At 41.2% G+C, this 22,064-nt stretch carries 21 protein-coding genes and 2 pseudogenes; 6 read left to right on the top strand and 17 right to left on the bottom strand.

What is annotated here, in order from left to right:
• Nucleotides 1-9: 9 nt before the first annotated feature.
• The 5 genes from AC13CK_RS13215 to AC13CK_RS13235 all read right to left on the bottom strand — a co-directional run bounded on the left by AC13CK_RS13215 (nucleotide 10) and on the right by AC13CK_RS13235 (nucleotide 6,139).
• Complete coding sequence (locus tag AC13CK_RS13215; protein ID WP_425878722.1) at nucleotides 10-2,028, bottom strand: hypothetical protein; 2,019 nt, start codon at nucleotides 2,026-2,028, stop codon at nucleotides 10-12.
• 234 nt (nucleotides 2,029-2,262) lie between these two features.
• The gene (gene dcd / locus AC13CK_RS13220; protein ID WP_004280726.1) at nucleotides 2,263-2,832 is read right to left on the bottom strand and encodes a dCTP deaminase; all 570 of its coding nucleotides are present in this window, start codon (nucleotides 2,830-2,832) and stop codon (nucleotides 2,263-2,265) included.
• A gap of 123 nt (nucleotides 2,833-2,955) precedes the next feature.
• Nucleotides 2,956-3,549, bottom strand: coding sequence for a LysE family translocator (locus AC13CK_RS13225; RefSeq protein WP_004732019.1), 594 nt, complete (start codon nucleotides 3,547-3,549; stop codon nucleotides 2,956-2,958).
• 257 nt (nucleotides 3,550-3,806) lie between these two features.
• On the bottom strand, nucleotides 3,807-5,066 hold the full coding sequence (gene apbC, locus AC13CK_RS13230; RefSeq protein WP_482831250.1) for an iron-sulfur cluster carrier protein ApbC: 1,260 nt from the start codon (nucleotides 5,064-5,066) through the stop codon (nucleotides 3,807-3,809).
• A 275-nt stretch (nucleotides 5,067-5,341) separates the two neighbouring features.
• On the bottom strand, nucleotides 5,342-6,139 hold the full coding sequence (locus AC13CK_RS13235) for a hypothetical protein (RefSeq protein ID WP_482831251.1): 798 nt from the start codon (nucleotides 6,137-6,139) through the stop codon (nucleotides 5,342-5,344).
• Between the two features lie 313 nt (nucleotides 6,140-6,452).
• On the opposite strand from AC13CK_RS13235, the gene metG reads away from it, so the two are divergent.
• Complete coding sequence (metG, locus tag AC13CK_RS13240; RefSeq protein ID WP_224215675.1) at nucleotides 6,453-8,513, top strand: methionine--tRNA ligase; 2,061 nt, start codon at nucleotides 6,453-6,455, stop codon at nucleotides 8,511-8,513.
• Between the two features lie 51 nt (nucleotides 8,514-8,564).
• Here the strand turns inward: metG and AC13CK_RS13245 are convergent, their stop codons facing one another.
• Together AC13CK_RS13245 and AC13CK_RS13250 are read right to left on the bottom strand one after the other, a co-directional pair.
• The gene (locus AC13CK_RS13245) at nucleotides 8,565-9,728 is read right to left on the bottom strand and encodes a toll/interleukin-1 receptor domain-containing protein (RefSeq protein WP_224215676.1); all 1,164 of its coding nucleotides are present in this window, start codon (nucleotides 9,726-9,728) and stop codon (nucleotides 8,565-8,567) included.
• 271 nt (nucleotides 9,729-9,999) lie between these two features.
• Complete coding sequence (locus AC13CK_RS13250) at nucleotides 10,000-10,116, bottom strand: hypothetical protein (RefSeq protein WP_086044934.1); 117 nt, start codon at nucleotides 10,114-10,116, stop codon at nucleotides 10,000-10,002.
• A 268-nt stretch (nucleotides 10,117-10,384) separates the two neighbouring features.
• Here AC13CK_RS13250 and AC13CK_RS13255 point away from each other — a divergent pair, with 268 nt between their 5' ends.
• Nucleotides 10,385-11,365 (top strand): MBL fold metallo-hydrolase, encoded by a 981-nt coding sequence (locus tag AC13CK_RS13255; RefSeq protein ID WP_482831252.1) that lies wholly within the window; start codon nucleotides 10,385-10,387, stop codon nucleotides 11,363-11,365.
• A gap of 448 nt (nucleotides 11,366-11,813) precedes the next feature.
• The gene (locus AC13CK_RS13260) at nucleotides 11,814-13,001 is read left to right on the top strand and encodes an ammonium transporter (protein ID WP_044111056.1); all 1,188 of its coding nucleotides are present in this window, start codon (nucleotides 11,814-11,816) and stop codon (nucleotides 12,999-13,001) included.
• A gap of 68 nt (nucleotides 13,002-13,069) precedes the next feature.
• Here AC13CK_RS13260 and AC13CK_RS13265 read toward each other — a convergent pair whose 3' ends face one another.
• Together AC13CK_RS13265 and AC13CK_RS13270 are read right to left on the bottom strand one after the other, a co-directional pair.
• Nucleotides 13,070-13,693, bottom strand: coding sequence for a LysE family translocator (locus AC13CK_RS13265; RefSeq protein ID WP_312325811.1), 624 nt, complete (start codon nucleotides 13,691-13,693; stop codon nucleotides 13,070-13,072).
• Between the two features lie 103 nt (nucleotides 13,694-13,796).
• Nucleotides 13,797-13,979, bottom strand: a complete 183-nt coding sequence (locus AC13CK_RS13270; protein WP_482831253.1) for an NF038215 family lipoprotein — start codon at nucleotides 13,977-13,979, stop codon at nucleotides 13,797-13,799.
• 180 nt (nucleotides 13,980-14,159) lie between these two features.
• Here AC13CK_RS13270 and AC13CK_RS13275 point away from each other — a divergent pair, with 180 nt between their 5' ends.
• The gene (locus AC13CK_RS13275) at nucleotides 14,160-15,041 is read left to right on the top strand and encodes a 1-aminocyclopropane-1-carboxylate deaminase/D-cysteine desulfhydrase (RefSeq protein ID WP_482831254.1); all 882 of its coding nucleotides are present in this window, start codon (nucleotides 14,160-14,162) and stop codon (nucleotides 15,039-15,041) included.
• Here AC13CK_RS13275 and AC13CK_RS13280 read toward each other — a convergent pair.
• Complete coding sequence (locus AC13CK_RS13280; RefSeq protein WP_479738944.1) at nucleotides 15,038-15,361, bottom strand: DUF4870 family protein; 324 nt, start codon at nucleotides 15,359-15,361, stop codon at nucleotides 15,038-15,040. The genes AC13CK_RS13275 and AC13CK_RS13280 overlap by 4 nt on opposite strands.
• Before the next feature lie 187 nt (nucleotides 15,362-15,548).
• On the opposite strand from AC13CK_RS13280, the gene AC13CK_RS13285 reads away from it, so the two are divergent.
• The gene (locus AC13CK_RS13285; RefSeq protein WP_482831255.1) at nucleotides 15,549-16,748 is read left to right on the top strand and encodes a BaiN/RdsA family NAD(P)/FAD-dependent oxidoreductase; all 1,200 of its coding nucleotides are present in this window, start codon (nucleotides 15,549-15,551) and stop codon (nucleotides 16,746-16,748) included.
• A gap of 29 nt (nucleotides 16,749-16,777) precedes the next feature.
• On the opposite strand, the gene AC13CK_RS13290 is transcribed toward AC13CK_RS13285, so the two are convergent.
• The 7 genes and pseudogenes from AC13CK_RS13290 to AC13CK_RS13320 all read right to left on the bottom strand — a co-directional run.
• Nucleotides 16,778-16,927, bottom strand: a complete 150-nt coding sequence (locus AC13CK_RS13290) for a hypothetical protein (protein ID WP_004280747.1) — start codon at nucleotides 16,925-16,927, stop codon at nucleotides 16,778-16,780.
• Nucleotides 16,928-17,056: 129 nt separating this feature from the next.
• Nucleotides 17,057-17,224 carry a hypothetical protein gene (locus AC13CK_RS13295; protein WP_443612388.1) on the bottom strand — a complete coding sequence of 56 codons (168 nt, stop codon included), beginning with the start codon at nucleotides 17,222-17,224 and terminating at the stop codon, nucleotides 17,057-17,059.
• A gap of 68 nt (nucleotides 17,225-17,292) precedes the next feature.
• Nucleotides 17,293-19,239 carry a mechanosensitive ion channel gene (locus AC13CK_RS13300; RefSeq protein ID WP_482831256.1) on the bottom strand — a complete coding sequence of 649 codons (1,947 nt, stop codon included), beginning with the start codon at nucleotides 19,237-19,239 and terminating at the stop codon, nucleotides 17,293-17,295.
• Between the two features lie 201 nt (nucleotides 19,240-19,440).
• On the bottom strand, nucleotides 19,441-19,773 hold the full coding sequence (locus AC13CK_RS13305; protein ID WP_005106219.1) for a hypothetical protein: 333 nt from the start codon (nucleotides 19,771-19,773) through the stop codon (nucleotides 19,441-19,443).
• Nucleotides 19,774-19,911: 138 nt separating this feature from the next.
• A complete protein-coding gene (gene eutC, locus AC13CK_RS13310; protein WP_312585418.1) occupies nucleotides 19,912-20,727 on the bottom strand; it encodes an ethanolamine ammonia-lyase subunit EutC in 816 nt (271 codons plus the stop codon).
• A gap of 9 nt (nucleotides 20,728-20,736) precedes the next feature.
• A pseudogene (gene eutB / locus AC13CK_RS13315) lies at nucleotides 20,737-21,222 on the bottom strand (ethanolamine ammonia-lyase subunit EutB); the annotation flags it as partial.
• Nucleotides 21,221-21,436, bottom strand: a pseudogene (locus tag AC13CK_RS13320) (ethanolamine permease); the annotation flags it as partial. The pseudogenes eutB and AC13CK_RS13320, both read right to left, overlap by 2 nt.
• Before the next feature lie 149 nt (nucleotides 21,437-21,585).
• On the opposite strand from AC13CK_RS13320, the gene AC13CK_RS13325 reads away from it, so the two are divergent.
• The gene (locus AC13CK_RS13325; RefSeq protein WP_005247880.1) at nucleotides 21,586-22,008 is read left to right on the top strand and encodes a hypothetical protein; all 423 of its coding nucleotides are present in this window, start codon (nucleotides 21,586-21,588) and stop codon (nucleotides 22,006-22,008) included.
• The last annotated feature ends 56 nt before the right edge of the window (nucleotides 22,009-22,064 follow it).

The following is a 22,064-nucleotide window of genomic DNA, read 5'->3' on the forward strand; positions in this document are numbered from 1 at the left end:
TATACTCCCTTAAAGACCAGTTGTTCTAATTTTCAGATGCTGAATCAGGACACCATCAATGACAGCAGATCCAAAATTCTTACTTACACCCTCAGTATTTTTAAATACGATTCCTGTTGAATTCACACCATCCTTGGCACGCAGCATATTTGTTCCTGAGATACGCTCTGTAGTCCCTATTGAGATACTACTGTGAGTCGCATTACGCCCTTGATAAAGTGCGGTGGTATCTGACACATTATTTTTAATCGGTGTACCACAACTATAGACATTACAGGTCGAACCCTTTAAATCTGTTGTACCCAATCCGCCCCCATAATTTTGATAAATTTGATTATAAATAGCAGGAATATTGGGAATACGTGTCACTTCTAAAATAATATTATTGCCTTCTGAACCGACAACGAAAGGCTGGTACATATTACCAAGCACCAAGTTAATATTTGGACTATAGAGATATAAGCCCTCAGAATCATGAAATATAGGAGCATCACTTCCATTCAAGGCCGGGGTCGGGACATTACCATCAAGCGCATCTGTTTTTGCTGCGGTACTGAGACGAATACCTTTACTGTTAAGATTACTATCGCTACTGCTTAGAGTTTCTGGTCGATCATTGGTATTCAGACGAACAATACTCGCCATACCCAATGTTTGGCTGTAATTCTTATTGTCAGATTCTAAGGTTTGAAATAACCGAACTTGCGAGCCATTAAAACTCAGACCATTGGCAACAAATTGGGTTCTTAATCGGTAATCCGTATCAAGTCCTGATATTGGCCCACCTGTTATAGGATCTACAGCATTCGAGGAATTAAGCTCACGTGCAAAAATATCACTCCAGAAGCCCAGCTTGATATTATTATCACTTTCAACCCCTGTAATTGGACTTAATGGGGCTTCCAAAGCAATATAGCCTACATCTTTAGCAGCGTCCTTAAACTGTTTGACGTTTTCAGTTCCTGCCCGAAATAACCAGGGATTATCTGCTGATCCCCAGCTGAAACCCTGATTACTGTATCGTGTGCTTAAAGAACCATCGCTTTTCGATAATGCCAGACCATAAATAAATACATCGGCTTTAGTTCTTAAAGTGCTCACAGAGCTTTTAGCAGCTTCAGTTTTAGCAGCCTGATCTGCTCTAGCAATGATTTCAGCCATAGCAGCACTATCTGCATCTTTCATCATTCCGGCTAGAGCAGCTTCCAATTTTTTGTTGTATTCTGCTTTAACTAGTTCAATAATTCTTGCATCTACAATTGCTCCAATAATATTCTGCCTATCAACCGCCGTACTCCATTCAGTATTTGGAATCTGCTGATTAGCATTTTGCCCATATAGAAATTGAATCATTTCAAGGGTATTTAAATTTGCATATTCATCAGACTTATTTGGTTGCAGTGGCGTTAATTCATATTCTGTTGTGCCATCATGCTTGATATCATAATCAATACCTGGTGAGGTATTACCTGCACCATTATAATAATCATCACGACGTTGGTCATAATAGGCTTTCATAAAGTCTGTATTATAATAATAATCAACTAATTCTTGCTTAAATGCGTCCCGGTTAGCTTGTGTGTCATAAGTATTCTTAATCGTATTATAGTTATCATTATAAAAATCAGTTTTTAAGGTATCAAAGGCTTGCTGATACTCAGTTGCATAATTCTGCGTTCTTTCAACATGAAAAGCATTATCATATGTAGATTTATAAACTTTGTCGTATACACGCTGCCCAAGTTGGTTGTAATTTTCACCCGTCGGGATAATACGAATAAAGCCTGTATCTGCTTGTCCGGGGTTTTCAATGCCTCTGGCATAACTAGAACTAGCAGAAAGATCGTTAGGGCCTTGAAACACCATTTTAAAATCATCAAGTACCAGCGCAACACCCTCACCGGTGGTGTCAGAAAGAGAAGAATCTGATAATTCCTGCATCGCATGTGCAGAAGGCAACAGGCTGAAACCGATTGTCATCGCCAAATAACTTTTGCGAAATTTAAATATATCTTTTATCTGAGCCATCTCACTCTTTCCTTTTTATTCGATGCTCCGCACCTTATGCTTCAGCTTCCCAGCCGCCAATCTTTGATTTTTTATAATGCATCGCATCTTTTTTATGGTTATGCGGAATCCATTATGCTGATTTTTGATACAGATGCCAAAGCCAATTAGGCGAAAAATAGCAGTTTCCGATGAATGAAAATCTCAAAAAAATAAACGGGACATAAAGTCCCGTCATTCAATATTTTAAAACAATTAGGTCTTCGGCAAAGTAACGCCTGTCTGACCTTGATATTTACCACCACGATCTTTATATGAGGTTTCACAGACTTCATCAGATTCAAAAAACAGCATCTGCGCTACACCTTCACCTGCATAAATACGCGCAGGAAGATTGGTAGTATTTGAAAACTCTAAAGTGACGTGTCCTTCCCACTCTGGCTCAAGCGGAGTCACGTTAACAATGATGCCACAACGCGCATAAGTAGACTTGCCCAAGCACACGGTCAAAACATTACGTGGAATGCGGAAATATTCGATGGTACGCGCCAAAGCAAACGAGTTAGGCGGAATGATACAGACATCCGACTCGATATCAATAAAGCTGCGTTCATCAAAGTTCTTCGGATCGACAATTGCAGAATGCACATTGGTGAATACTTTAAATTCACGTGCACAACGCACGTCATAACCATAGCTGGATACGCCATACGAAATCAGCTTTTGACCATTTTCATCCAAACGTACCTGGTTTTCTGCATACGGTTCAATCATGCCGTGTTTTTCGCTCATTTCGCGAATCCAACGATCAGACTTAATTGCCATTGATATAATCCAAAAATCTTAAGAACAAGTTATTGCGACGTACTTTAACTGAAATTGACACTAATGAAAATAAGTGAAAGGCTTAGAGCTAAAGTTGCCAAAAAATTGCTGATTGAGATCAGCTTATAAACTTAAAAGTGCAGAATAGCTTAAAGGAATGGAAAAGCTCATTAATACCAGCGAAGCCGTTTTCTGCAGGTTTTTCTGATTGAGCCAGCGACTGTTTTTTCTAGCCAGGATTGAACCCAGAAAAGTCCAGAAGAATGCAATCGGGATCAACAGAAGCAAGAAAACCAGCATATGAGTCACATAATGTTGGCCGCTTTTCCAGACAATGACAGGAAAGATCGCTGAGGCAAATAAAAGTGCTTTAGGATTAAGCAAGGTTGCCAAAAATAATTCTCGTGCGCGAATCGAGACATTTTCAAGATTTTCGCTTATTTCTGCAGTCCGCCATAATTTCACAGCGAGAAATAGAATATAGCCAGCACTAAAAAGTTTGAGAATGGTCGGTAAAAGCGGAAGATGAACGGAAATTTTTCCGATCAGAATGCCCCATAAACTAATGGCAATCAGATAACCAAAGGCTTCCGCAGGAATTAAACGAAATGTTTTTTTAAATCCGACCTGAATGCCTGAAGATGCCAATAAGGTATTGGTTGGGCCTGGTGTTAAAAGAATGGTTGCCACTAAACCAATAAAAAACCATGAAATCATAGTTTGACCTCGCTCTAATCCGAGTAGCATAGAAGAATTCGGTCAGTGCTGCAAAAAAATAATTGTAAGAGAACATATAACCTAAAATTTAAATTTATTTATTTTAATTAATTCAAATACTTATATAAATGTTTAGGATAAATACCCGATAGTCATTTCAGTCAATTTCGGTCATTTAAATCGAGCTAATTTTAAAAATAAGAAATAAAAAGCCCTAGCTTTTAGCTAAGGCTTAAATATCTGAATTGTCTATAGAATTAGAAAATTCGGCTATGGTCTTTTTCTGCTTTGGGTAGCTGTGCGGCAATTTTCTCTGCAATCAGCATATAGCTTTCTGCAGCAGCATCTTCGGCAATGACAGAAGGTGTACCGGCATCCGCATTTTCACGAATTTTAGCATCCAAAGGTAAACGACCCAATAATGGGACTTGATATTGCTCAGACAGTTTATCGCCACCGCCTGTACCAAAAATCTGTTCCTCAAAACCACAATTTGAGCAGATATGGGTCGACATGTTTTCAATCACGCCCATGATCGGAATCTGCACGCGGTTAAACAATTCAATGCCTTTGGTCGCATCCAGCAAGGCCACGTTTTGTGGCGTTGTCACAATTACTGCGCCCGTTACCGGAATACGCTGCGCGAGAGTTAACTGGATATCACCTGTGCCAGGTGGCATATCAATCATCAGCACATCAAGGTCTGGCCATAGGGTCTGATTGAATAACTGCATTAATGCACCCGTGGCTTTTGGACCACGCCAGGCGACTGGAGTATTGTGATCTCCAGTTAAATGGCCAATTGATAATACCGCCATCCCATAGGCTTCGATAGGGACAAACTGCTCTGCTTCGATCATTGGCGTTTTGCCGGCATTGCCGAGCATAGTCGGAATACTTGGGCCGTAAATATCGGCATCTAGTACGCCTACGCGCAGGCCTAATTTCTGTAGAGCCAAAGCCAGATTTACAGTCGTGGTCGATTTACCTACGCCACCTTTACCAGATGACACCAGAATCACATTTTGAATCCTTGGGTGTTTTGGAACATCACGCTGTTGCGGCGCAGCTTTTTGAATAGGTGGATTATTTGGATCAGCTTCTTCTGTTTTTGCAGGCTGTGCCGACGCATCAACCACAGGGGGAAGATTGGATTTTGCTTCCGCTTTAGGCTCGCTTGAACAGTTTTCACCTTCAGCATGGTTATGCCCGCAACCCCCTTCTTTCTTATGTCCAGTTTTCTGCTGAATCACATGCATATTCAGTTCTTGAATACCACATTTTTGCAAAGCTTCCGCCAGTTCATCATGAATTTGTTGCAGCTGCGCTTTTTCTTCTGGATAGGTATTCAAAGTGATTTGCAGAATCTCACCCTGTACATTGACCTGCGTAATACGATCTTTCAAGGCATTGCTGGAATTTGGCAAGATATAGTTTTGCAGTACGTTTTGCACAGCTTCTTCGTTCACCTCCTTGGAAGGCGAAAAAACCGATTTAAGCGAAGAAAGCCAAGACATAGGTTACTCCAAAAATGTAGATCGACATCTGAATCGCTTAGTTTAACGGGGTTTTAGGCGAAGGTTAAGCACTGTATTGGAGAAGATGAAACAGATATCTTCAATTTCCAACCATTTTACTCGGTTTTGTGAAATATTTTATGGAATCTTGGTGAATAGAAATAATGAAAGAAAAGAGAGATGGACTATTTTGATGTAATAAATTTTTTTTATTTATCTCGAGCGTGTTAAGCCACTTTAACCTTCTATGATTAAAGTGGCTTAACGATCACAGACTATTTATGATTTTTATTGTTTTCAGATTTGTCCTGTTGATCCTTGGTATTTTTATCCTGATCTTGTTTCGATTCATCCTTTTTAGACTGAGAGTTGCTTTCTGAATCTGTATCTTTGGCATCTTGCTGCTGATCAGAATCACCTTCCTTCGATTGATTATCTTTCATTTTATTCATCGTATCAGTTGCCATCTGTTTCAGCTCAGCGAACTTAACCGAGGCTTCGCTGAATAAGTCTGTGATTTTCTGTCTGGTATCTTCAAACTTATGCATGGCTTCATCTTTTAAATTTGCCATACCTGCCTGCTGATCGGTCTGACCATCTTTAGCATTTTGTTTATCTGACTTGTTAGATGACTTATCTTGAGAGGTATGATCCGCTTTGGCTTTTTTCGCATCATCCGAACCTTGCTCAGCATTTTTCTGGTTGTCAGATTTGCTATGTTTCAGCTCATTCAGAAGCTTTTCACCTTTTTGCAATAGCTCTTCACCAATCGCTATCGCTTTGGCTTTTAAGTCATCCATCTTAAAGCTTTCAGTTTTTTTATCAGACTGATTCTCTTGAGAACTGTCTTTTTGCGCTGATTGCTCAGCATTTTCCTCTTTACCGTTATGCTGGGTATCAGACTTCTGATCAGCATGGGTCTGGGCACTTTGCCCGTTCTTATGTTCCTGATTATGCTGTTTATCCAGCTCGTTTTGCTTTTGCTCTTTTGCAAGCTGATCATTCAATTCGCGTGCATGTTGTTCTTTATCTTGATTTTGCTTCGACGTATTGTTTTGGTTCTGCTGAGTCATGAGGTACCCTCCTTAGGCATATCATATAAACAATCAGCCATTTTTTTAGCACAAAGCATTACGCGAATCGGGCGAAGTAAGCAAACTGCAACAAAGCCTGTACAAGTTGTTGCTATTGTTTGCAGGATGTAGCATGAGCTGAGTCAAATCTGTATTGAAAAGCTATATGCTAAAGATGATGCAGGCTTTTGTATTCGGGCTGTCCAAGTCCATCTATTCGCAGGGTTTCAGCAAAGCATTTCTTTGTAATCCCCTCGGCATCATGTAAAATTATGGCCCATTGCATAATGAATACGAATGAGAGAGTGAATCCGTGCGTAAAATTTTAGTCACCAATGCCCTTCCTTACGCCAATGGCCCGATTCATATGGGTCACTTACTTGGCTATATCCAAGCAGATATTTGGGTACGTGCCATGCGTGCGATGGGTCATGATGTGACTTATGTCTGTGCGGATGATGCTCACGGAACCGCGATCATGCTACGTGCCGAAGCGAATGGCATTTCACCTGAAGCGCAAATTGCCAATGTGCAAAAAGAACACATTCGTGACTTTGACGGTTTCGGTGTGCATTTCGATCATTATGATTCTACACATAGCGATACCAACCGTGCTCGTGCGTCAGAAATCTATGTGAAAAACCGTGATGCGGGCAATATTGCAGTTCGTCCGGTGACCCAGCTTTTTGATCCTGAAAAAGGCATGTTCCTGTCAGACCGTTTCATTAAAGGCACCTGTCCTAAATGTAAGGCGGAAGATCAGTACGGCGACTCATGTGAAGTCTGCGGTGCAACTTATAATGCGACAGAGTTGTTGAATCCGCATTCCACTTTAAGTGGCGCAACTCCAGTCGAAAAATCATCTGATCATTACTTCTTTAAATTGCCAAATTTTGGTGAATACCTGCAAAAATGGACTCGTGATGAAGGTCGCTTGCCGGTATCGATTGCCAACAAGCTGGACGAATGGTTTGAAAATGGCTTGAACGACTGGGACATCTCACGTGATGCGCCATACTTCGGTTTTGAAATTCCAGATGCGCCAAACAAATATTTCTATGTTTGGGTGGATGCGCCGATTGGTTATATGTCGAGCTTTGAAAACTACATCAAAACCAAACGTCCTGAATTGAATTTTGATGACTACTGGAAAAAAGATTCTGAAAATGAGGTCTATCACTTCATTGGTAAAGACATCGTGTATTTCCATGCCCTGTTCTGGCCGGCAATGCTTGAAGGTGCAAACTACCGCACGCCATCAGGCTTATTCGTGAATGGTTTCTTGACTGTCAATGGCCAAAAGATGTCAAAATCTCGCGGCACATTTATTAAAGCGGAAACCTATTTAGAGCATTTAAATCCTGAATATCTACGCTATTACTTCGCGTCGAAACTTTCTGACAAAGTTGAAGATTCTGACCTGAACCTTGATGATTTCGTTCAGAAAGTAAATTCAGATTTGGTCGGTAAAGTCGTGAATATTGCCAGCCGCTGTGCAAAATTCATCAACACTAAATTTGATAACAAGTTAAGTGCAACATGTGCAGAGCCTGAACTGGTGCAAAGCTTTATTGATGCCGGTAGTTCAATTGCTCAAGCATATGAAGACCGTGAGTTCTCGGCAGCGATCCGTGAAATCATGGCACTTGCGGACAAAGCCAACCAGTACATCGATGAGAAAAAGCCTTGGGCACTTGCGAAACAGGAAGGTCAGGAACAACAAGTTCATGACGTATGTTCTGTGGGGATCAACCTGTTCCGTCAATTGGCAGTTTACTTGGCTCCTGTATTGCCGACACTAGCTCAACAGGTTCAAGATTTCTTGCAACTTGAAAGCTTCGATTTTGCTTCTCGCAAAACCATTCTAGTGGGTCATGAAATTGCATTGTTCCAACCACTCATGCAACGTGTTGACCCTAAAGCTGTTGCTGCTATGGTGGATGCATCTAAAGATTCTTTAGCTACCCCTACTGCTGAACCAGCTAAAGCTGAAAAGAAAAAAGAGAAGAAAGCTGAGAAAAAGCCTGAGCCTAAAGTTGGTGAAGCTGAAATCATTGGCATTGAAGACTTTATGAAAATTGACCTGCGTGTCGCGGAAGTTCTTGAAGCTGCTACAGTTGAAGGTTCTGACAAGCTGCTTCAATTGACTTTAAATGTCGGTGAAGCTGAACCACGTAACGTGTTTAGTGGTATCCGTGAGTTCTACCAACCTGAAGACCTGAAAGGCAAACTGGTGGTGATGGTGGCAAACCTTGCACCACGTAAGATGCGTTTTGGTATTTCTAACGGTATGGTACTCGCTGCGGGTAATGGCGACGGTGTTTGGGTGATTTCACCTGAAAGTGGCGCTAAACCGGGTGATAAAGTGTCTTAATTACTTCATAAAAAAATCCGCCATTAATTGGCGGATTTTTTATAGAAAAAATTAGATTAATTTACTAATATTATTAATAAACCTATCTCTTTTTCTTTCCCAATTATTCAAACTTATTTTTTGTTCAACACAGAAGTCATTTTCTAACTTCTCTTTCAAACTATTCAATTTCGGAACTTCATTAATCAACATCCCTTGTGTCAATGGAATTACCCCCTGTATATCAGAATATGATAAGGGTGGTACAACAATTGGAATGTGCCCCTTAGATAAAGCCCAAGCCGCTCCCATTTCACATAAACAAACCTTACTTTCATAAAAGTTATTTGTGATTACAAATAGAACAAGCACTTCGGATGATAACTCTTGTTTAATTTTATCTAGGAAGTTGTCACCTAAAGGTATTCCGTATCCTTCAAATGAAGAGCAAAAAATTTGTGTAGAATTAATACCAATACTTTCTAATAGATCTATCAATTCTTCTATGATTTCTTTATCTTTTGTTGCATGACTAATAAAAATTTTCTTCAATGCATCGCCCTTTTTCACAGTGGAAAGCTCAAACTGTTTTTTAGTTCTTAATGCTCCTAATGGATGTACGATAAATTTATCAGTAACATTTTCTAATTTGCTAAAAGCACAACTTTTAACATCATAGCCAAAAGGCATTATTAACCCATTATTTAAATCTTTTTGACGTTCATTATCTAATTCAACTTTAGCTTCTCTTTCATATATTTCGAAATCTTCAAAACTCACTCTGAGAGAAATCGATTCAATATCAGAGGCAAGTATTGTATTTCCTTGTATTACCAAATCCTCAGCATAATGATATGAATTTACAATTTTTTGTAATTCATCAAATGTCATATCACATTTATAAAATTTCTTTTTAGACTTAGTTAAAATTTTAAAATGATATTTTTCAGAAATATTATGATTGAATAAACTTTCTAATTTTAGAAAATCGTTGTTCAAAATATCTCTACGACCTCGATAAGTCGGGCTTTCATTTTTAATTACTGACCAAAACTGTTTTAAGTCCAAACTACTCTTTACATAAATTGGCAATGAATCCTTATACTTAGAAGATAACAATTCACTTCTAAGTTGAGCATAATTTTGATTCAAAATTGGAGTTATATTAGTACCTGTAGAAACAGAAATTAAAATATTGTGTATCAGCTTAAGTTTTTCTTCATAATTTTCTTGCATGCTTGTTTATCTAACCTTCTTACACAATCTATAAATTCATAATTTTCCTGTAAATTATTTTACATATTTTTCTATAAATACAAAAATTTAAAATCACATGACCTGCGACATGGATGTCGCCGGTTCGTTAGGGGCACATGGACGTGCCCTCTAACTAACAAAGGGGTTTTGTTACTTTTGCCCCGACAAAAGTAAATGCTTATTTTCTAGAATAATATTCAAGCAATAAAAAAAGCCTCTATCTCTAGAGGCTTTTTTATTGCTGGGTCACTTAGCCTTGCAACACAAATTCCCAAATCACATAGCCCAGTCCAAAACCAAGTAGTGAATATAAGGTAATAATGAAAAATACAAAGCTGGCATTGTTTTTTCTTTTCCAAAAACTCATCGCGACACCCAAAGCTTGTTCGTAATACCCCATGTTAACGAGCTTTTCATAAAAAGTGAAATATATCTAAGCATTTTATTTATAATAATATTTTAATAAAAAACAGGTACCTTACTTTAAAAAAATCAATATACAGATTCAGACTGAATTTTTAGTACAGATGACAAATCAGCACTTCCATTTTAAAAAATGGTAAATATATTCATATTCTTTTTTGCTGGCATCCGTGCTAATACATAGAATTGACTTTAATTACATAAGAATAGCTATGAAATACTTCACTTCTTCTCTCGTCGTGTCATTGCTTGCTTTAGGTTCAATGGCGGGTATCTCTCAAACACATGCACAATCCGTTTCTAGCACCCAACAACAAAAACAGGTTCCCGGTTATTATCAACATAACTTCGGGGATTACCAAATTACTGCCCTGCTAGATGGCACCAATTATCTGTCCAAAGCCTTATTTAAAGATATTCCAGCAGCTCAAGCCGACCAGATATTGAAAAAATACTACGTCGATCAAGCTAAAGGCATCCAAACCTCCGTGAATGCCTTTCTGGTCAATACAGCCAAAGAACTGGTTCTGGTCGATAGCGGGACTTCAAGCTGTAATGGTCCACACCTAGGTTCAGTGTATTCCAATTTAAAGGCTTCCGGGCATAAACCTGAACAGGTCAATGCCATCCTGCTCACGCATTTACATCCAGACCATGTATGCGGCATCAGTAATAACGGCGTTGCCAATTTTCCCAATGCCAACATTTATGTGTCTCAAGCTGAACTGGATTTCTGGATAAATCCCACAACGGTAGAAAAATTACCAAAAGCCAAGCAGGCAGGTTTTTTGGGCACAGTCGATAAAATCAAGAAAGCCATTGCACCCTATCAGGCCAAGAATCAGCTCAAAACCTTTAAAACTGGCGATAAAATCCATGCTTTCGATGTTATCAGTTCGGCTGGACATACACCGGGGCATTTTGGTTTTAGCTTAAAATCTAAAGGTCAGCAGATGGTGTTTATTGGAGATATTGTGCACTCACATACGCTGCAGTTTAATCGCCCACAGACCGGCGTTGACTTTGATGTCGATCCGAAAAAGGCGATCGAAACCCGCTTAAAATATTTTGCTGAATATGCGAAAAATGGTCAGACGGTAGCAGCACCACATTTGCCATTTCCGGGGATTGGACATATTTATTCTAAAGACAATAAAAGCTATCAATGGATTCCGGTACATTTTAAAGATTAATTGAATACTTCAATAATTTTATCTAAGCATGAAACCCTAATTTTTTAGGGTTTCATTTATTTTAAATATCCTTCAGCCAGATTCCCTATGACTTGGTAAATTTAAAACTTGAATGACGCTTTGAAATTTAAAAGCAATAGTTTCGTTTATTTTTAAATTTTTTCTTAAAAATCTTTTACTTTTTACGTGCACCTTTAGCATGCTTTTTTAGCACCGTTTTTCTTACGATAAATATAAACACCTAAAAATATAATATAAATTTCAATTTTATGAACTCTCGCCATGTCTTAGTTTGGTGCAAAAAAATAGTAACGTGCTTTATATCGAGTCTTATCAATTTCAAGAAATTCTTCATCAAAATTTCCCTTGCTTAGCCCTCTTCTACAATCAATTTGCCTCTATATACTGATTTTCTTTTGTGATCCCGCGCACTAAATTGGAACGCACCATGCAAAATATAGACTTATTATTTCTTCTTCTCGGTGCAGTTCTAGTGCTTGCCATGCATGCTGGATTTGCTTTTTTAGAGCTTGGAACAGTTCGACATAAAAACCAGGTCAATGCCCTAAGTAAAATTCTAACCGACTTTGCCATCTCCGCCATCGCCTATTTTTTAGTGGGCTACTATATTGCCTACGGTCAGCACTTTTTCCATGATGCTGCAACCTTGTCTGCCGATCATGGCTACAATCTGATGCGCTGTTTTTTCCTGTTGACTTTTGCTGCAGCAATTCCAGCGATTATCTCTGGAGGGATTGCAGAGCGTGCCAAAATGCGTTCACAGGCTTTAGCGACATTATTTCTGGTTGCGCTTATCTATCCGTTTTTTGAGGGTATGATCTGGAATGGCAACCTTGGTTTTCAGGATTGGCTGACCCATGCATTTGGTGCAAGTTTTCATGATTTTGCCGGTTCAGTTGTCGTTCATGCAATGGGCGGCTGGATCGCACTGGCCGCAATAATCCTACTTGGTGCGCGTCATGGCCGTTACAAAAAAGATGGCCGGATCACCGCGCATCCTCCTTCATCAATTCCTTTTTTGGCTTTGGGTTCCTGGATTCTGATTGTTGGCTGGTTCGGCTTCAATGTCATGAGCGCGCAGCGGCTGGATGCCATTTCTGGACTGGTCGCCATTAACTCTTTGATGGCCATGATCGGTGGAACAATAGCAGCCAAAGTTGCGGGGAAAGATGACCCGGGCTTCCTGCATAATGGTCCCTTAGCAGGTCTGGTGGCGATTTGTGCCGGATCAGATGTTGTTCATCCCTTGGGTGCTTTTTTTATCGGGATCAGCGCCGGTATTATTTTTGTGAAACTTTTTACCTATACCCAAAATAAACTTAGAGTGGATGATGTATTGGGAGTCTGGCCTTTACATGGTGTTTGTGGTGCTTTTGGTGGATTAGCTGTGGGTATCTTCGGTCAGCAATGGCTCGGAGGAATGGGAGGAGTGTCTTTAATTTCACAACTCCTAGGTACAATGCTGGCGATTGTCATTGCTTTGGCGGGTGGTTTTTTGGTGTATGGCTTGCTTAAGGTTTTGATGGGTATTCGCCTGACTGAGGAAGAAGAGTTCAACGGTGCAGACTTGTCGATTCATCGTATTTCTGCTAATTCGGAAGAAAATACTTTTTAATTGATATAAAAAAGCCTCTATGACTAGGGGCTTTTTTTATTTATAAGCAGAGCGTTTATACGAAATAATTACTTCATACCAAAGATCAGTTTTAAGCCAAGTACCGTCATAACTGCGCCTGCTGCGCGGTCAAATAAGGCCTTAAACTTCAAATAAACACAACGTGGCTTTTCCGCAGATAATGCAACTGCGACCAATGAACACCAGCCCGCATCAATAAAGAAACATAAGACAGGCAAAACAAAATAAAAATATGTTGGAATTTCTTTGGGCAATAACGCGGTAAAAATACTGGCTAGCACAATCGCAATTTTGGGATTGGACAACTGCGTGATTAAACCGGTGGTAAAGGCACGACGTAAAGACATCTGTTTGCTAATGGTTGTATCCGCTTCGATTGGATCTTTGGCATGTTTAATGATTTTAAACGCCAGCCAAAGTAAATATAAACCACCACAAATTTTTAAGGCCAAATAAGCTGAAGGTACAGCTAGTAAAAATGCCTGCAAACCGAGAACCGCCAACAGACCAAAAATCGCTGCACCGAGACCAGTACCCAATGCAGTAAATAAACCATGTTTACGTGAAATGGCAATTGAGTTTTTTGCCACATAAATAGAAGTTGGCCCGGGGCTCATTGCGCCTAACATCAGGGCAAAAGCAATCGAACCTAAAATCCAGAATGATTCCACGAGATAACCTGACTTAAAAATTGAAGGGCTATTTTAAGCAAAAACCTGACGATTTGCTGTAAAAATTTCTGGATTTATCATGAATTTTAACTATGGCAATTACTTAAGGTTTTAACTGATCCTGAGCACTCAAATGCTTGTCTAGCAGTTGATAATCCTGCTCATATACAGGTACGCCACCAATAATCATGGTGCGGGTTTCTGTTTTAGGTTTATTCATCGCATCATCACAGCCCGACAGACTGAGCAGCATGCCGACCCACACAGCACAGGATAATATTTTCATTATTCTACCCTCCTCAGGGTTTCCTCTGTTTAGATTAGCATTGTTGTTTAAATAATCAGCGGAATATTTGTGACAATCTACAACCAATTCCATAGCTTTCAGCGAATAATGGCTTATTGAAAAACTTTGATTTTTAGCACTTCCGCTATAATGCCTCTATCATGAACTTTGCGAACTTTTATGTTTGAAACCATTGCCCAAAATATTCCAGATCAACAGATTAATTTTCACGATATTACTTTAATAATACGTCGTCTGGATCTGGTGCATCCACAAATCTCGGGCAACAAGTTTTTTAAACTGAAATATAATTTTCTTGAAGCCAAAAGACAGGGTTATCAGCATATTCTGAGTTTTGGAGGTGCTTATTCCAATCATATTGCTGCTACTGCATTTGCCGCACAGCAGTTTGGTTTCCAGAGTGTTGGAGTGATTCGGGGTGAAGAACTGGCTGATCGACCATTGAATCCAACATTAGCCACCGCCCAAGAATTCGGGATGCAGTTGCATTTCGTCAGTCGTGATGAATATCGGCGCAAGCAACAGCCTGAGTATTTGGCCGAACTCGCTCGACAATTTCCTGAACATTATGTGATTCCTGAAGGTGGAACCAATGCTTTGGCGATTCAAGGGTGTCAGGAAATATTAAAAGATAGCGATGCGCAATTTGATGTGATTTGTTGTGCAGTAGGCACCGGTGGCACCATCAGCGGATTGATCGAAGCCAGTCACGCGCATCAACAGATCTTAGGATTTTCCGCACTGAAAGGTTCATTTTTAAAAGATGAAGTCGCCCAACTGACGAAAAAAACCAACTGGAACATTCTCGATGATTATTGTTGTGGTGGTTATGCCAAAACCAGTGCAGCCTTGGTACAGTTTATCCGGGATTTTGAAGCCGAATTTGCAATTCCACTGGAGCAGATCTACACGGCTAAAATGCTGATGGGGATTTTTGATCTGATCGAGAAAAATTATTTTCCAGCTGGATCAAAACTGCTAATCATTCATACTGGTGGTCTGCAAGGCCGTAATATTCCCTTTGATTTTATAGCAACTTAAGCTTCAATCGATTGATTGTTATTTAAGGCAATTACCCCTTTGACCAAGCGGTAGATATGCCAGATAAAGACCAGAAACACGATCAAGAAACCAATCAAGATCACGGTCAATAAGCCACCGACGATATAACCCAGTAAACTGATCCAGAAGGTTTTAATTTGCCAGTCGACATGACTTTCCAGCCAGGTACCGCGCATTTCATCACGCTTGATATAATTCATCACAATCGCAATAAATGGGGTCAGACCAAGAAAAAATCCTAAAATATAAAGAATATATGTAATCAGATTATATTGTTTTAAATCTTCCGCGCTTGCCATTCGCTTTTCCTTGTTATTATGTTTTTAGTTTGTACAAAAACTATGCATGAGTTTTAGACAGCTTTCAAATATTTTATGTTTAAAATCCACTGTGAATCTGCAATCACGGAACTGATTTTTCTGGAATAGAGAAAGCTGAAATAAAATTGTCTATAATGCTTCCCTTTTCTTCTCCCTTGAGTGTGTGATGTCTTCCAAGCAATACGATGTTCTAGTCATAGGTGCCGGTGCCTCAGGTTTAATGACGGCGTATATGGCTGCGCAACGTGGGCGTAAAGTCGTGGTAGTGGAAAAAGCCAATAAGGTTGGCAAAAAAATCCTGATGTCTGGCGGTGGTAAATGTAATTTCACCAATCTGGAAGTCGAACCGATCAATTACATTTCACACAATCCACATTTTGTGATTTCAGCTTTAACGCGTTATACCAACTGGGACTTTATCGGCTTGGTATGTGAATACGGTATTGCCTATGAAGAGCGCAAACATGGACAGCTGTTTACCTTAAATGGTGCAAAAGATATCTTGTCGATGCTGCTGGCGGAATGTGACAAAACCGGTCTGGTCGATATCAAAACCAGCTGCGAAGTGAAAGCAGTCAATCCAGTCGATGATCAAGGTTTTCAGGTGGCAACCTCACTGGGATACTTTGAAGTTGAATCTGTCGTCGTGGCATCCGGTGGTTTATCGATTCCTACGCTTGGCGGTTCAGGCATTGGCTATGAGATTGCAAAACAGTTTGGACATCACGTCTATCCAACCCGTGCCGGACTGGTTCCATTTACCTTCTCTGACGGATTTAAAGAAGTCACCACGCGCTTAAGCGGCAATGCCGTAGAAGCAACACTCTCGAATGAGCTTAATAGCTTTACCGAAGCGCTACTATTTACCCATCGCGGTTTAAGTGGGCCAAGTTCCCTGCAACTTTCCAACTACTGGAATGTCGGGCAGAGCTTTAAGGTAGATTTTCTTCCAAGTGTTGATCTGTTGGATTTCTTCAAATCCAAAAAACAAAGCCAGCCCAAAGTCTTGTTACGTACACTACTCAATGAATATTTACCGAAAAGTGTGGTGGCTGAATTACAAAGTATAATCTGGACTGAAAGCGCTGAAACTGCCATTGGCAATATCAGTGATGACAAGCTGGAACAGATTGCGGCACGTCTGCATGGCTTTGAAGTGAAACCTTCAGGAACTGAAGGCTACCGTACAGCGGAGGTGACTTTGGGTGGTGTAGACACCACGGAAGTATCCTCAAAAACCATGGAAAGTAAAAAGCAGAAAGGCTTGTATTTTATTGGTGAAGTGCTGGATGTTACCGGACATTTGGGCGGCTATAATTTCCAATGGGCATGGTCATCTGCGCATGCCGCATCGGAATATATTTAATCAATAGATGATCTGGATTGCTACTTAACTCATTCCAGATAATCTGTTTTAAACAGGTTGAGATTGGCCGTATTTGTTAAACGGTCAATCGTCAGCTGCATTTTCTGCGCTTCTCGCAGACATAGCGGTACGTTATCTGCTGAAGATGCCATGAATTTATGTTGCAATACTTTCCACATATTGTTGATCTCCTTTTCTTTATATTTTTAATGCAAGAAAAATACCAAAATCATTTTAGTATTTACTTGAATATTCTATATTTTTTAAAAAATAAATTCTATTACTAGTGACTGAGCAGGATTGACTTCTCAGTTAAATTCGTCTGTCTCTGGTATTTTCTTATCTAGCTCTCGCTCAGACTGCTCTTCCTGTTTACTCTTCACAAAAATAAATCGATAGGCAGCGGTAAAAAAGCCAATCGTAATTCCTGCAATGACTAAAGGAGCCAGAACTTTGTTAGGTTTCTTGGTATTCATTCATTTTTCCTTATGACTGAACAAAATCGACCACATGAGCGTGGTCGATTTTGCTTAAAGATAACAGGTTATTTCAGGTCATCTTTTTTCTGAGTTGAACGGTCAATATCGACATCTGGCTCTTTTTCTCCGGTTGAACCAAATGGATTATTGGCTGGTGGATGAGTCGGATCGACTTTTACTGAATCTGGTACGGCCTGATCCGCATCCGGATTGACAGGATCAATACCTAATGACTCATCATCCTGTGGTGCAGTGGTAAGGATTGCCGGGGTAGTATGGGATAAATCCGTACTCATAGGCGTACTCTTGTCTGAATCCTGATTTGGCACGATGCCTGCTCCTAGAGTTGTGATTGAAGAATCGCTAGTATCTGTAGCAGTTTGCGAACCACCAGAGGAGTGGCTCATTGAGCTATCTGTAGAACTCATACCCATCGCCGCACCTGTAGTACCTGACATGTCGGCTGCACTTGTACCTGTGGTCTTGCTACCTAATCCAGAAAATATGCTGTTCTCAGCTTTTTCTTTGACTGGATTGGGTTCTTTAGCTTCTCGTTTGGCTTTATCAATCAAATCTGTGAGTACACGCTCCGCAGGTTGACGACCACCCAAACCAAATGCCAAGGCAAATGCCACTGCTACAGCACCCAAAGTTAGACCAAATGCCAAGTTAACAATTGAATCGGCAATACCCATGGCACGCAGACCCATTGCCACAACGAGTCCCATGATCAGAACACGAACCAGATTGGCTAACCAGCGTGAGCTGTTATATTCACCACGTTGTACGATATTCGCAACAATATTCGCCAGCCAGAAACCGATTACCAGAATCACCGCACCAAGCAGGATGTTGGCACCGAAGTAGATGAACATCGCAATCAGGCCACTGATTTGTTCAAAGCCAAGACGGTTCGCTGCTTCAGATACCGCAAATAGCATGGTGAATAAAACGATCAGGAAACCGACTACACTGGAAAGTTTAGTCGTGCCTAAAAAACGCTGGATATCCAGTTTGGCAGGAATTTCATCAACACCTGTACCAGCAACTACTTCAACCACCAGACGTGCTACCAGTTTAGACACCACATAAGCCAGAATCAGAATCAACGCAGCAGCGATGATATTCGGAATGGCATTCATGATTTCATATAGCATGGCTGTAGCAGGCTGAGAAATAGCCTCTATACCCAATGCTTCAAATGCAATGATCAGTGCCGTAATGATCACCACGGCGAAGATAAATGAACCAATCACCTGAGAAACATTCGAGTTTTTGAAGATGCCTACTTTTTCAGCATGTTGCTGTACGTTCAGACTGTTTAATAGTCCTTCAACAATACCGCGCACAATTTTCGCCAGGATATAACCGACAAAAATGATGACTGCAGCAATGAAGATGTTTGGTAAGTAACTAACAACATCGGTCAGCATATTCTGAACTGGTAACAGCAGACCGTTGAGACCCAGAATAGACAGCACGATTGGCAAGAACAGCAATAAAATTAACCAGTAAGCAATTTCACTGATGTTTTTACTAATCGGACTGACACCGACTTCAGCACTGAGTTTTTCATCGAGTTGCGTTCGGTCTAGCAGTTTTTGTAGCCCTATCTTCACCAGATTGGCCACAATCCAACCTATGAATCCGACTGCAATTGCACCTAGTAACTGTGGGATAAATAACAGGAACTGCTGGATCATATTACTGAATGGACCGCTGACACTGGTAAGATTGAGCACGTTCAGCGCACCAATCACGGCAATAATCAGAATAATCCAGAACACGACGCGGGCGATAATACTCTCCACATTGGAGTGATGACCTGTCGCCGTATTTAAATGTGTATTGGTGCCCAGTTTTTGCAAGAGCTTTTTAACGCCTGCCGAGACCAGTAACGCAATGATCCAGCCAATTACTAATATGGCAATTGCACTAAGAATGGGATGGAACTGATCCCAATAGTACATGGCATCGAAGCCACCACGCGGGCTTCTCATATAATCATTCATGTTGTTCTACCCTCTTTGTTATTAAGCTATTTATCTGAAATCAGGGGCATCTCCCTGAAACAATCAGCCCCTTTTTCTTCCGGATTCATACTAGATTTGATGTTTTCAGACTCAAGCCAGGTAGATGGCACTACCTTAAAACATCACCATCCATTGCAAAAAAGCCCCAGTGGTTCACTAGAGCTTTTCAGGTATTTTCAGTTATTGAGTCGCCTGTCCATCAGTCGCAGTTGCTGTTGCTTCTGTGCCATCACCCACGGTTGCTGTAGCTTCCGTTCCATCATTCATGGTGGCGGTGCCTTGTGTAGGCTCACCGACTGGAGTTGAATTATTTGGGGTAGCAGGCTGTACATTCGGATTTGGATGTCCTGCAGGAGCATCATTCGCATCTGGATTCATGTCAGCAAACATATAGAACAGTAGTGCGAGTAAAAAAATACCGACCAAAATCAAGATATAAACAGGGATACGCTTTTTCTGCGTCACGTCTGCCTGATGATTTAAAGGTGGTTTTTTATTGAAATCATCGACCATAACCATCCTCACTCTTTGTTATTCATAAGTAGATTTTTAGAATAACAAGCTGTGAATAGGGCTTCTGTGACAAAACATGGTGAGATGGTGACGGGATGTAAGTCACTAATCCATCAGAGTTCTCTGCTGGATGCTGCTTTAAAATAGCCGTTTGGCCGGGCTATGTTGCATGTCGACTGGGGTTTGGTGTTCATCTTTCAACTGCACCCCTGAGAGCTGTAACTCACAGGATTTACGCATCAATGCCACCAGTCGCTGGATGGCAAGTGGATAGGCCAAGCCCGCAGGACGGACATTGGAAATACAGTTGCGCAAGGCATCATGACAGCCTTTAAAAGCATTATAAGTGTAGTAAATTCCCATACTGTTCGGTGAGCTCAAACCCGGCCGCTCGCCAATCAGCATGACCAGCATTTTCGCCTGTAAAATTTCTGCCACTTCATCGCCCAGTGCCACACGACTGCCACGGGCAATCACTAAAGGAGCAACTTGCCAGCCTTGTTGCTTGCACGCCTCAATTAAAGCCGGAATAAAATGCAGGCTATTTTCCTCAATGGCACGTGCCGACAGCCCATCTCCCAGCACAATGGCTACATCCCAATGTTGCTGATGTTCGGCCCGGTATTGCTGCAACATCGTTTTGGATTGTTGTGAAAGCACACGTCCGAGATCGGGACGTTTAAGATAAAGATCTTTCTCTACCGCCTGACTGTCAATTTCCAGAATGGGTAGTCCTGTTTTACTCAAACCAGCTTTTAAAGATTCAACATCAAGTGGCTTCAGTACGGCATCTTTGGCCTGGGCATGCGCCAGTTGAAATTCCAGACTTGGTCGAGTCGGCAAACTACCCCCTGTTCGGCCTAAGGCAATCCGTGCATCAGTAAAGGCTTTTAATTTCTGCCAGGGATTATCCTGTAATTGAGGCTCAAATTTCACATCGGCAATCAGTTTCATAGTACTTCCTCAAGACAGGATTAGACGTGAAAATTGCTTCGGCAACTCTGTCGGCCAGTGCAGCTGATTGGACTGTTGCGCCAAAATTCCCTGCTGCTCCAGCCAGTGGTCAAATTCGGGGGCTGCTTTTAATCCCAGTAATTGCCGGATGTAGAGCGCATCATGAAAGGAGGTCGTCTGATAATTCAGCATCACATCATCCGAACCGGGAATACCCATGATAAAATGCAGTCCGGCATTGGCGAGTAAGGTCAACAGTACATCCATATCATCCTGATCGGCATCGGCATGATTGGTATAGCAGATATCGCAACCCATTGGCACACCGAGCAGCTTGCCACAGAAATGATCTTCCAGCCCGGCCCGGATAATCTGCTTGCCGTTATACAGATATTCCGGTCCGATAAAGCCGACCACAGTATTGACCAGCAAGGGATTAAACTTACGCGCCACGGCGTAGGCACGCGCTTCCACGGTCTGCTGGTCCACGCAATGCCACCACAATGGTCGCAATAAACATGCCTCCCCCCCCCTGTGCCAAACCAAAATTCCAGCCAGCGAAGTCACCGGAAATCACATACGCGACCCCCAGACCGACGAGAAGCAGCCAACCTACGGCGCCTTTCTTGAGCTGGCGCAAGGCAAAATAATCTTCTTGTACTGCTGTTTCAGTCACACTGGTATCAATCACACTTTTTGACTCTGACATAGCAACCTCGTTGTTTTTATCGTTGTTCCCTGAAAATATGCATAAGCCATACCAGTTCCGCAGGCTTTAGTGAAGACAGTTGAGACGCTGCCTTTCAGCGATGAAATGCGTTATAATTATCCACCTTCTCATTTATACACCCGAGTTATATGGCGTATCGTCAACAAAGTGTATCGCTTGATCTTGATACTGACGTCACACATCAATGCATGCTGCACTACAGCCGTGATCAGCATCTGATTGGAATTATTGAATTCAGCAAGCCAAGCTTCCTGCTGCGCTGGCAGGATCTGGAATATTTCCGCCGTCGTACCGAAGAATTTTCCGTGATGCCTTTTCCGGACTGTGTCAATGCGATGATTATCGATATTCGAGATGTAACGGCATGGTTGGATAATGAAGTGCCGATTATTCCGTGGCGTTTACTGGAAGAAGACTGTCCAGTGCGCCTGGTGGTGCCTGCAGACCGTATTGAGCACTATGCCGGATTTTTTGAACCGACCTGGCTCAGTCCCGATGTCGAAACCGCCATTCAGGAAATCCGTGAATCAATGGATATGTTTGTGCATTAAGCTTGAATCGAAAAAACCTCCGCAATGGGCAATGCTGTTTACTTAAGCATTTGAAT

The organism is Acinetobacter sp. L-24 (genome assembly GCF_056857555.1).

Bases quoted from the DNA above. Each gene is read 5' to 3' on its own strand.
- AC13CK_RS13290 (WP_004280747.1), bottom strand. From the start codon at position 16,927: ATGTGGAAAGTATTGCAACATAAATTCATGGCATCTTCAGCAGATAAC.
- AC13CK_RS13275 (WP_482831254.1), top strand. From the start codon at position 14,160: ATGTTTGAAACCATTGCCCAAAATATTCCAGATCAACAGATTAATTTT.
- AC13CK_RS13260 (WP_044111056.1), top strand. From the start codon at position 11,814: ATGCAAAATATAGACTTATTATTTCTTCTTCTCGGTGCAGTTCTAGTG.
- AC13CK_RS13305 (WP_005106219.1), bottom strand. From the start codon at position 19,773: ATGGTCGATGATTTCAATAAAAAACCACCTTTAAATCATCAGGCAGAC.
- AC13CK_RS13300 (WP_482831256.1), bottom strand. From the start codon at position 19,239: ATGAATGATTATATGAGAAGCCCGCGTGGTGGCTTCGATGCCATGTAC.
- AC13CK_RS13215 (WP_425878722.1), bottom strand. From the start codon at position 2,028: ATGGCTCAGATAAAAGATATATTTAAATTTCGCAAAAGTTATTTGGCG.
- AC13CK_RS13235 (WP_482831251.1), bottom strand. From the start codon at position 6,139: ATGACTCAGCAGAACCAAAACAATACGTCGAAGCAAAATCAAGATAAA.
- AC13CK_RS13255 (WP_482831252.1), top strand. From the start codon at position 10,385: ATGAAATACTTCACTTCTTCTCTCGTCGTGTCATTGCTTGCTTTAGGT.
- dcd (WP_004280726.1), bottom strand. From the start codon at position 2,832: ATGGCAATTAAGTCTGATCGTTGGATTCGCGAAATGAGCGAAAAACAC.
- AC13CK_RS13245 (WP_224215676.1), bottom strand. From the start codon at position 9,728: ATGCAAGAAAATTATGAAGAAAAACTTAAGCTGATACACAATATTTTA.
- AC13CK_RS13250 (WP_086044934.1), bottom strand. From the start codon at position 10,116: ATGAGTTTTTGGAAAAGAAAAAACAATGCCAGCTTTGTATTTTTCATT.
- apbC (WP_482831250.1), bottom strand. From the start codon at position 5,066: ATGTCTTGGCTTTCTTCGCTTAAATCGGTTTTTTCGCCTTCCAAGGAG.
- AC13CK_RS13270 (WP_482831253.1), bottom strand. From the start codon at position 13,979: ATGAAAATATTATCCTGTGCTGTGTGGGTCGGCATGCTGCTCAGTCTG.
- AC13CK_RS13225 (WP_004732019.1), bottom strand. From the start codon at position 3,549: ATGATTTCATGGTTTTTTATTGGTTTAGTGGCAACCATTCTTTTAACA.
- eutC (WP_312585418.1), bottom strand. From the start codon at position 20,727: ATGAAACTGATTGCCGATGTGAAATTTGAGCCTCAATTACAGGATAAT.
- AC13CK_RS13285 (WP_482831255.1), top strand. From the start codon at position 15,549: ATGTCTTCCAAGCAATACGATGTTCTAGTCATAGGTGCCGGTGCCTCA.
- AC13CK_RS13295 (WP_443612388.1), bottom strand. From the start codon at position 17,224: ATGAATACCAAGAAACCTAACAAAGTTCTGGCTCCTTTAGTCATTGCA.
- AC13CK_RS13280 (WP_479738944.1), bottom strand. From the start codon at position 15,361: ATGGCAAGCGCGGAAGATTTAAAACAATATAATCTGATTACATATATT.
- AC13CK_RS13325 (WP_005247880.1), top strand. From the start codon at position 21,586: ATGGCGTATCGTCAACAAAGTGTATCGCTTGATCTTGATACTGACGTC.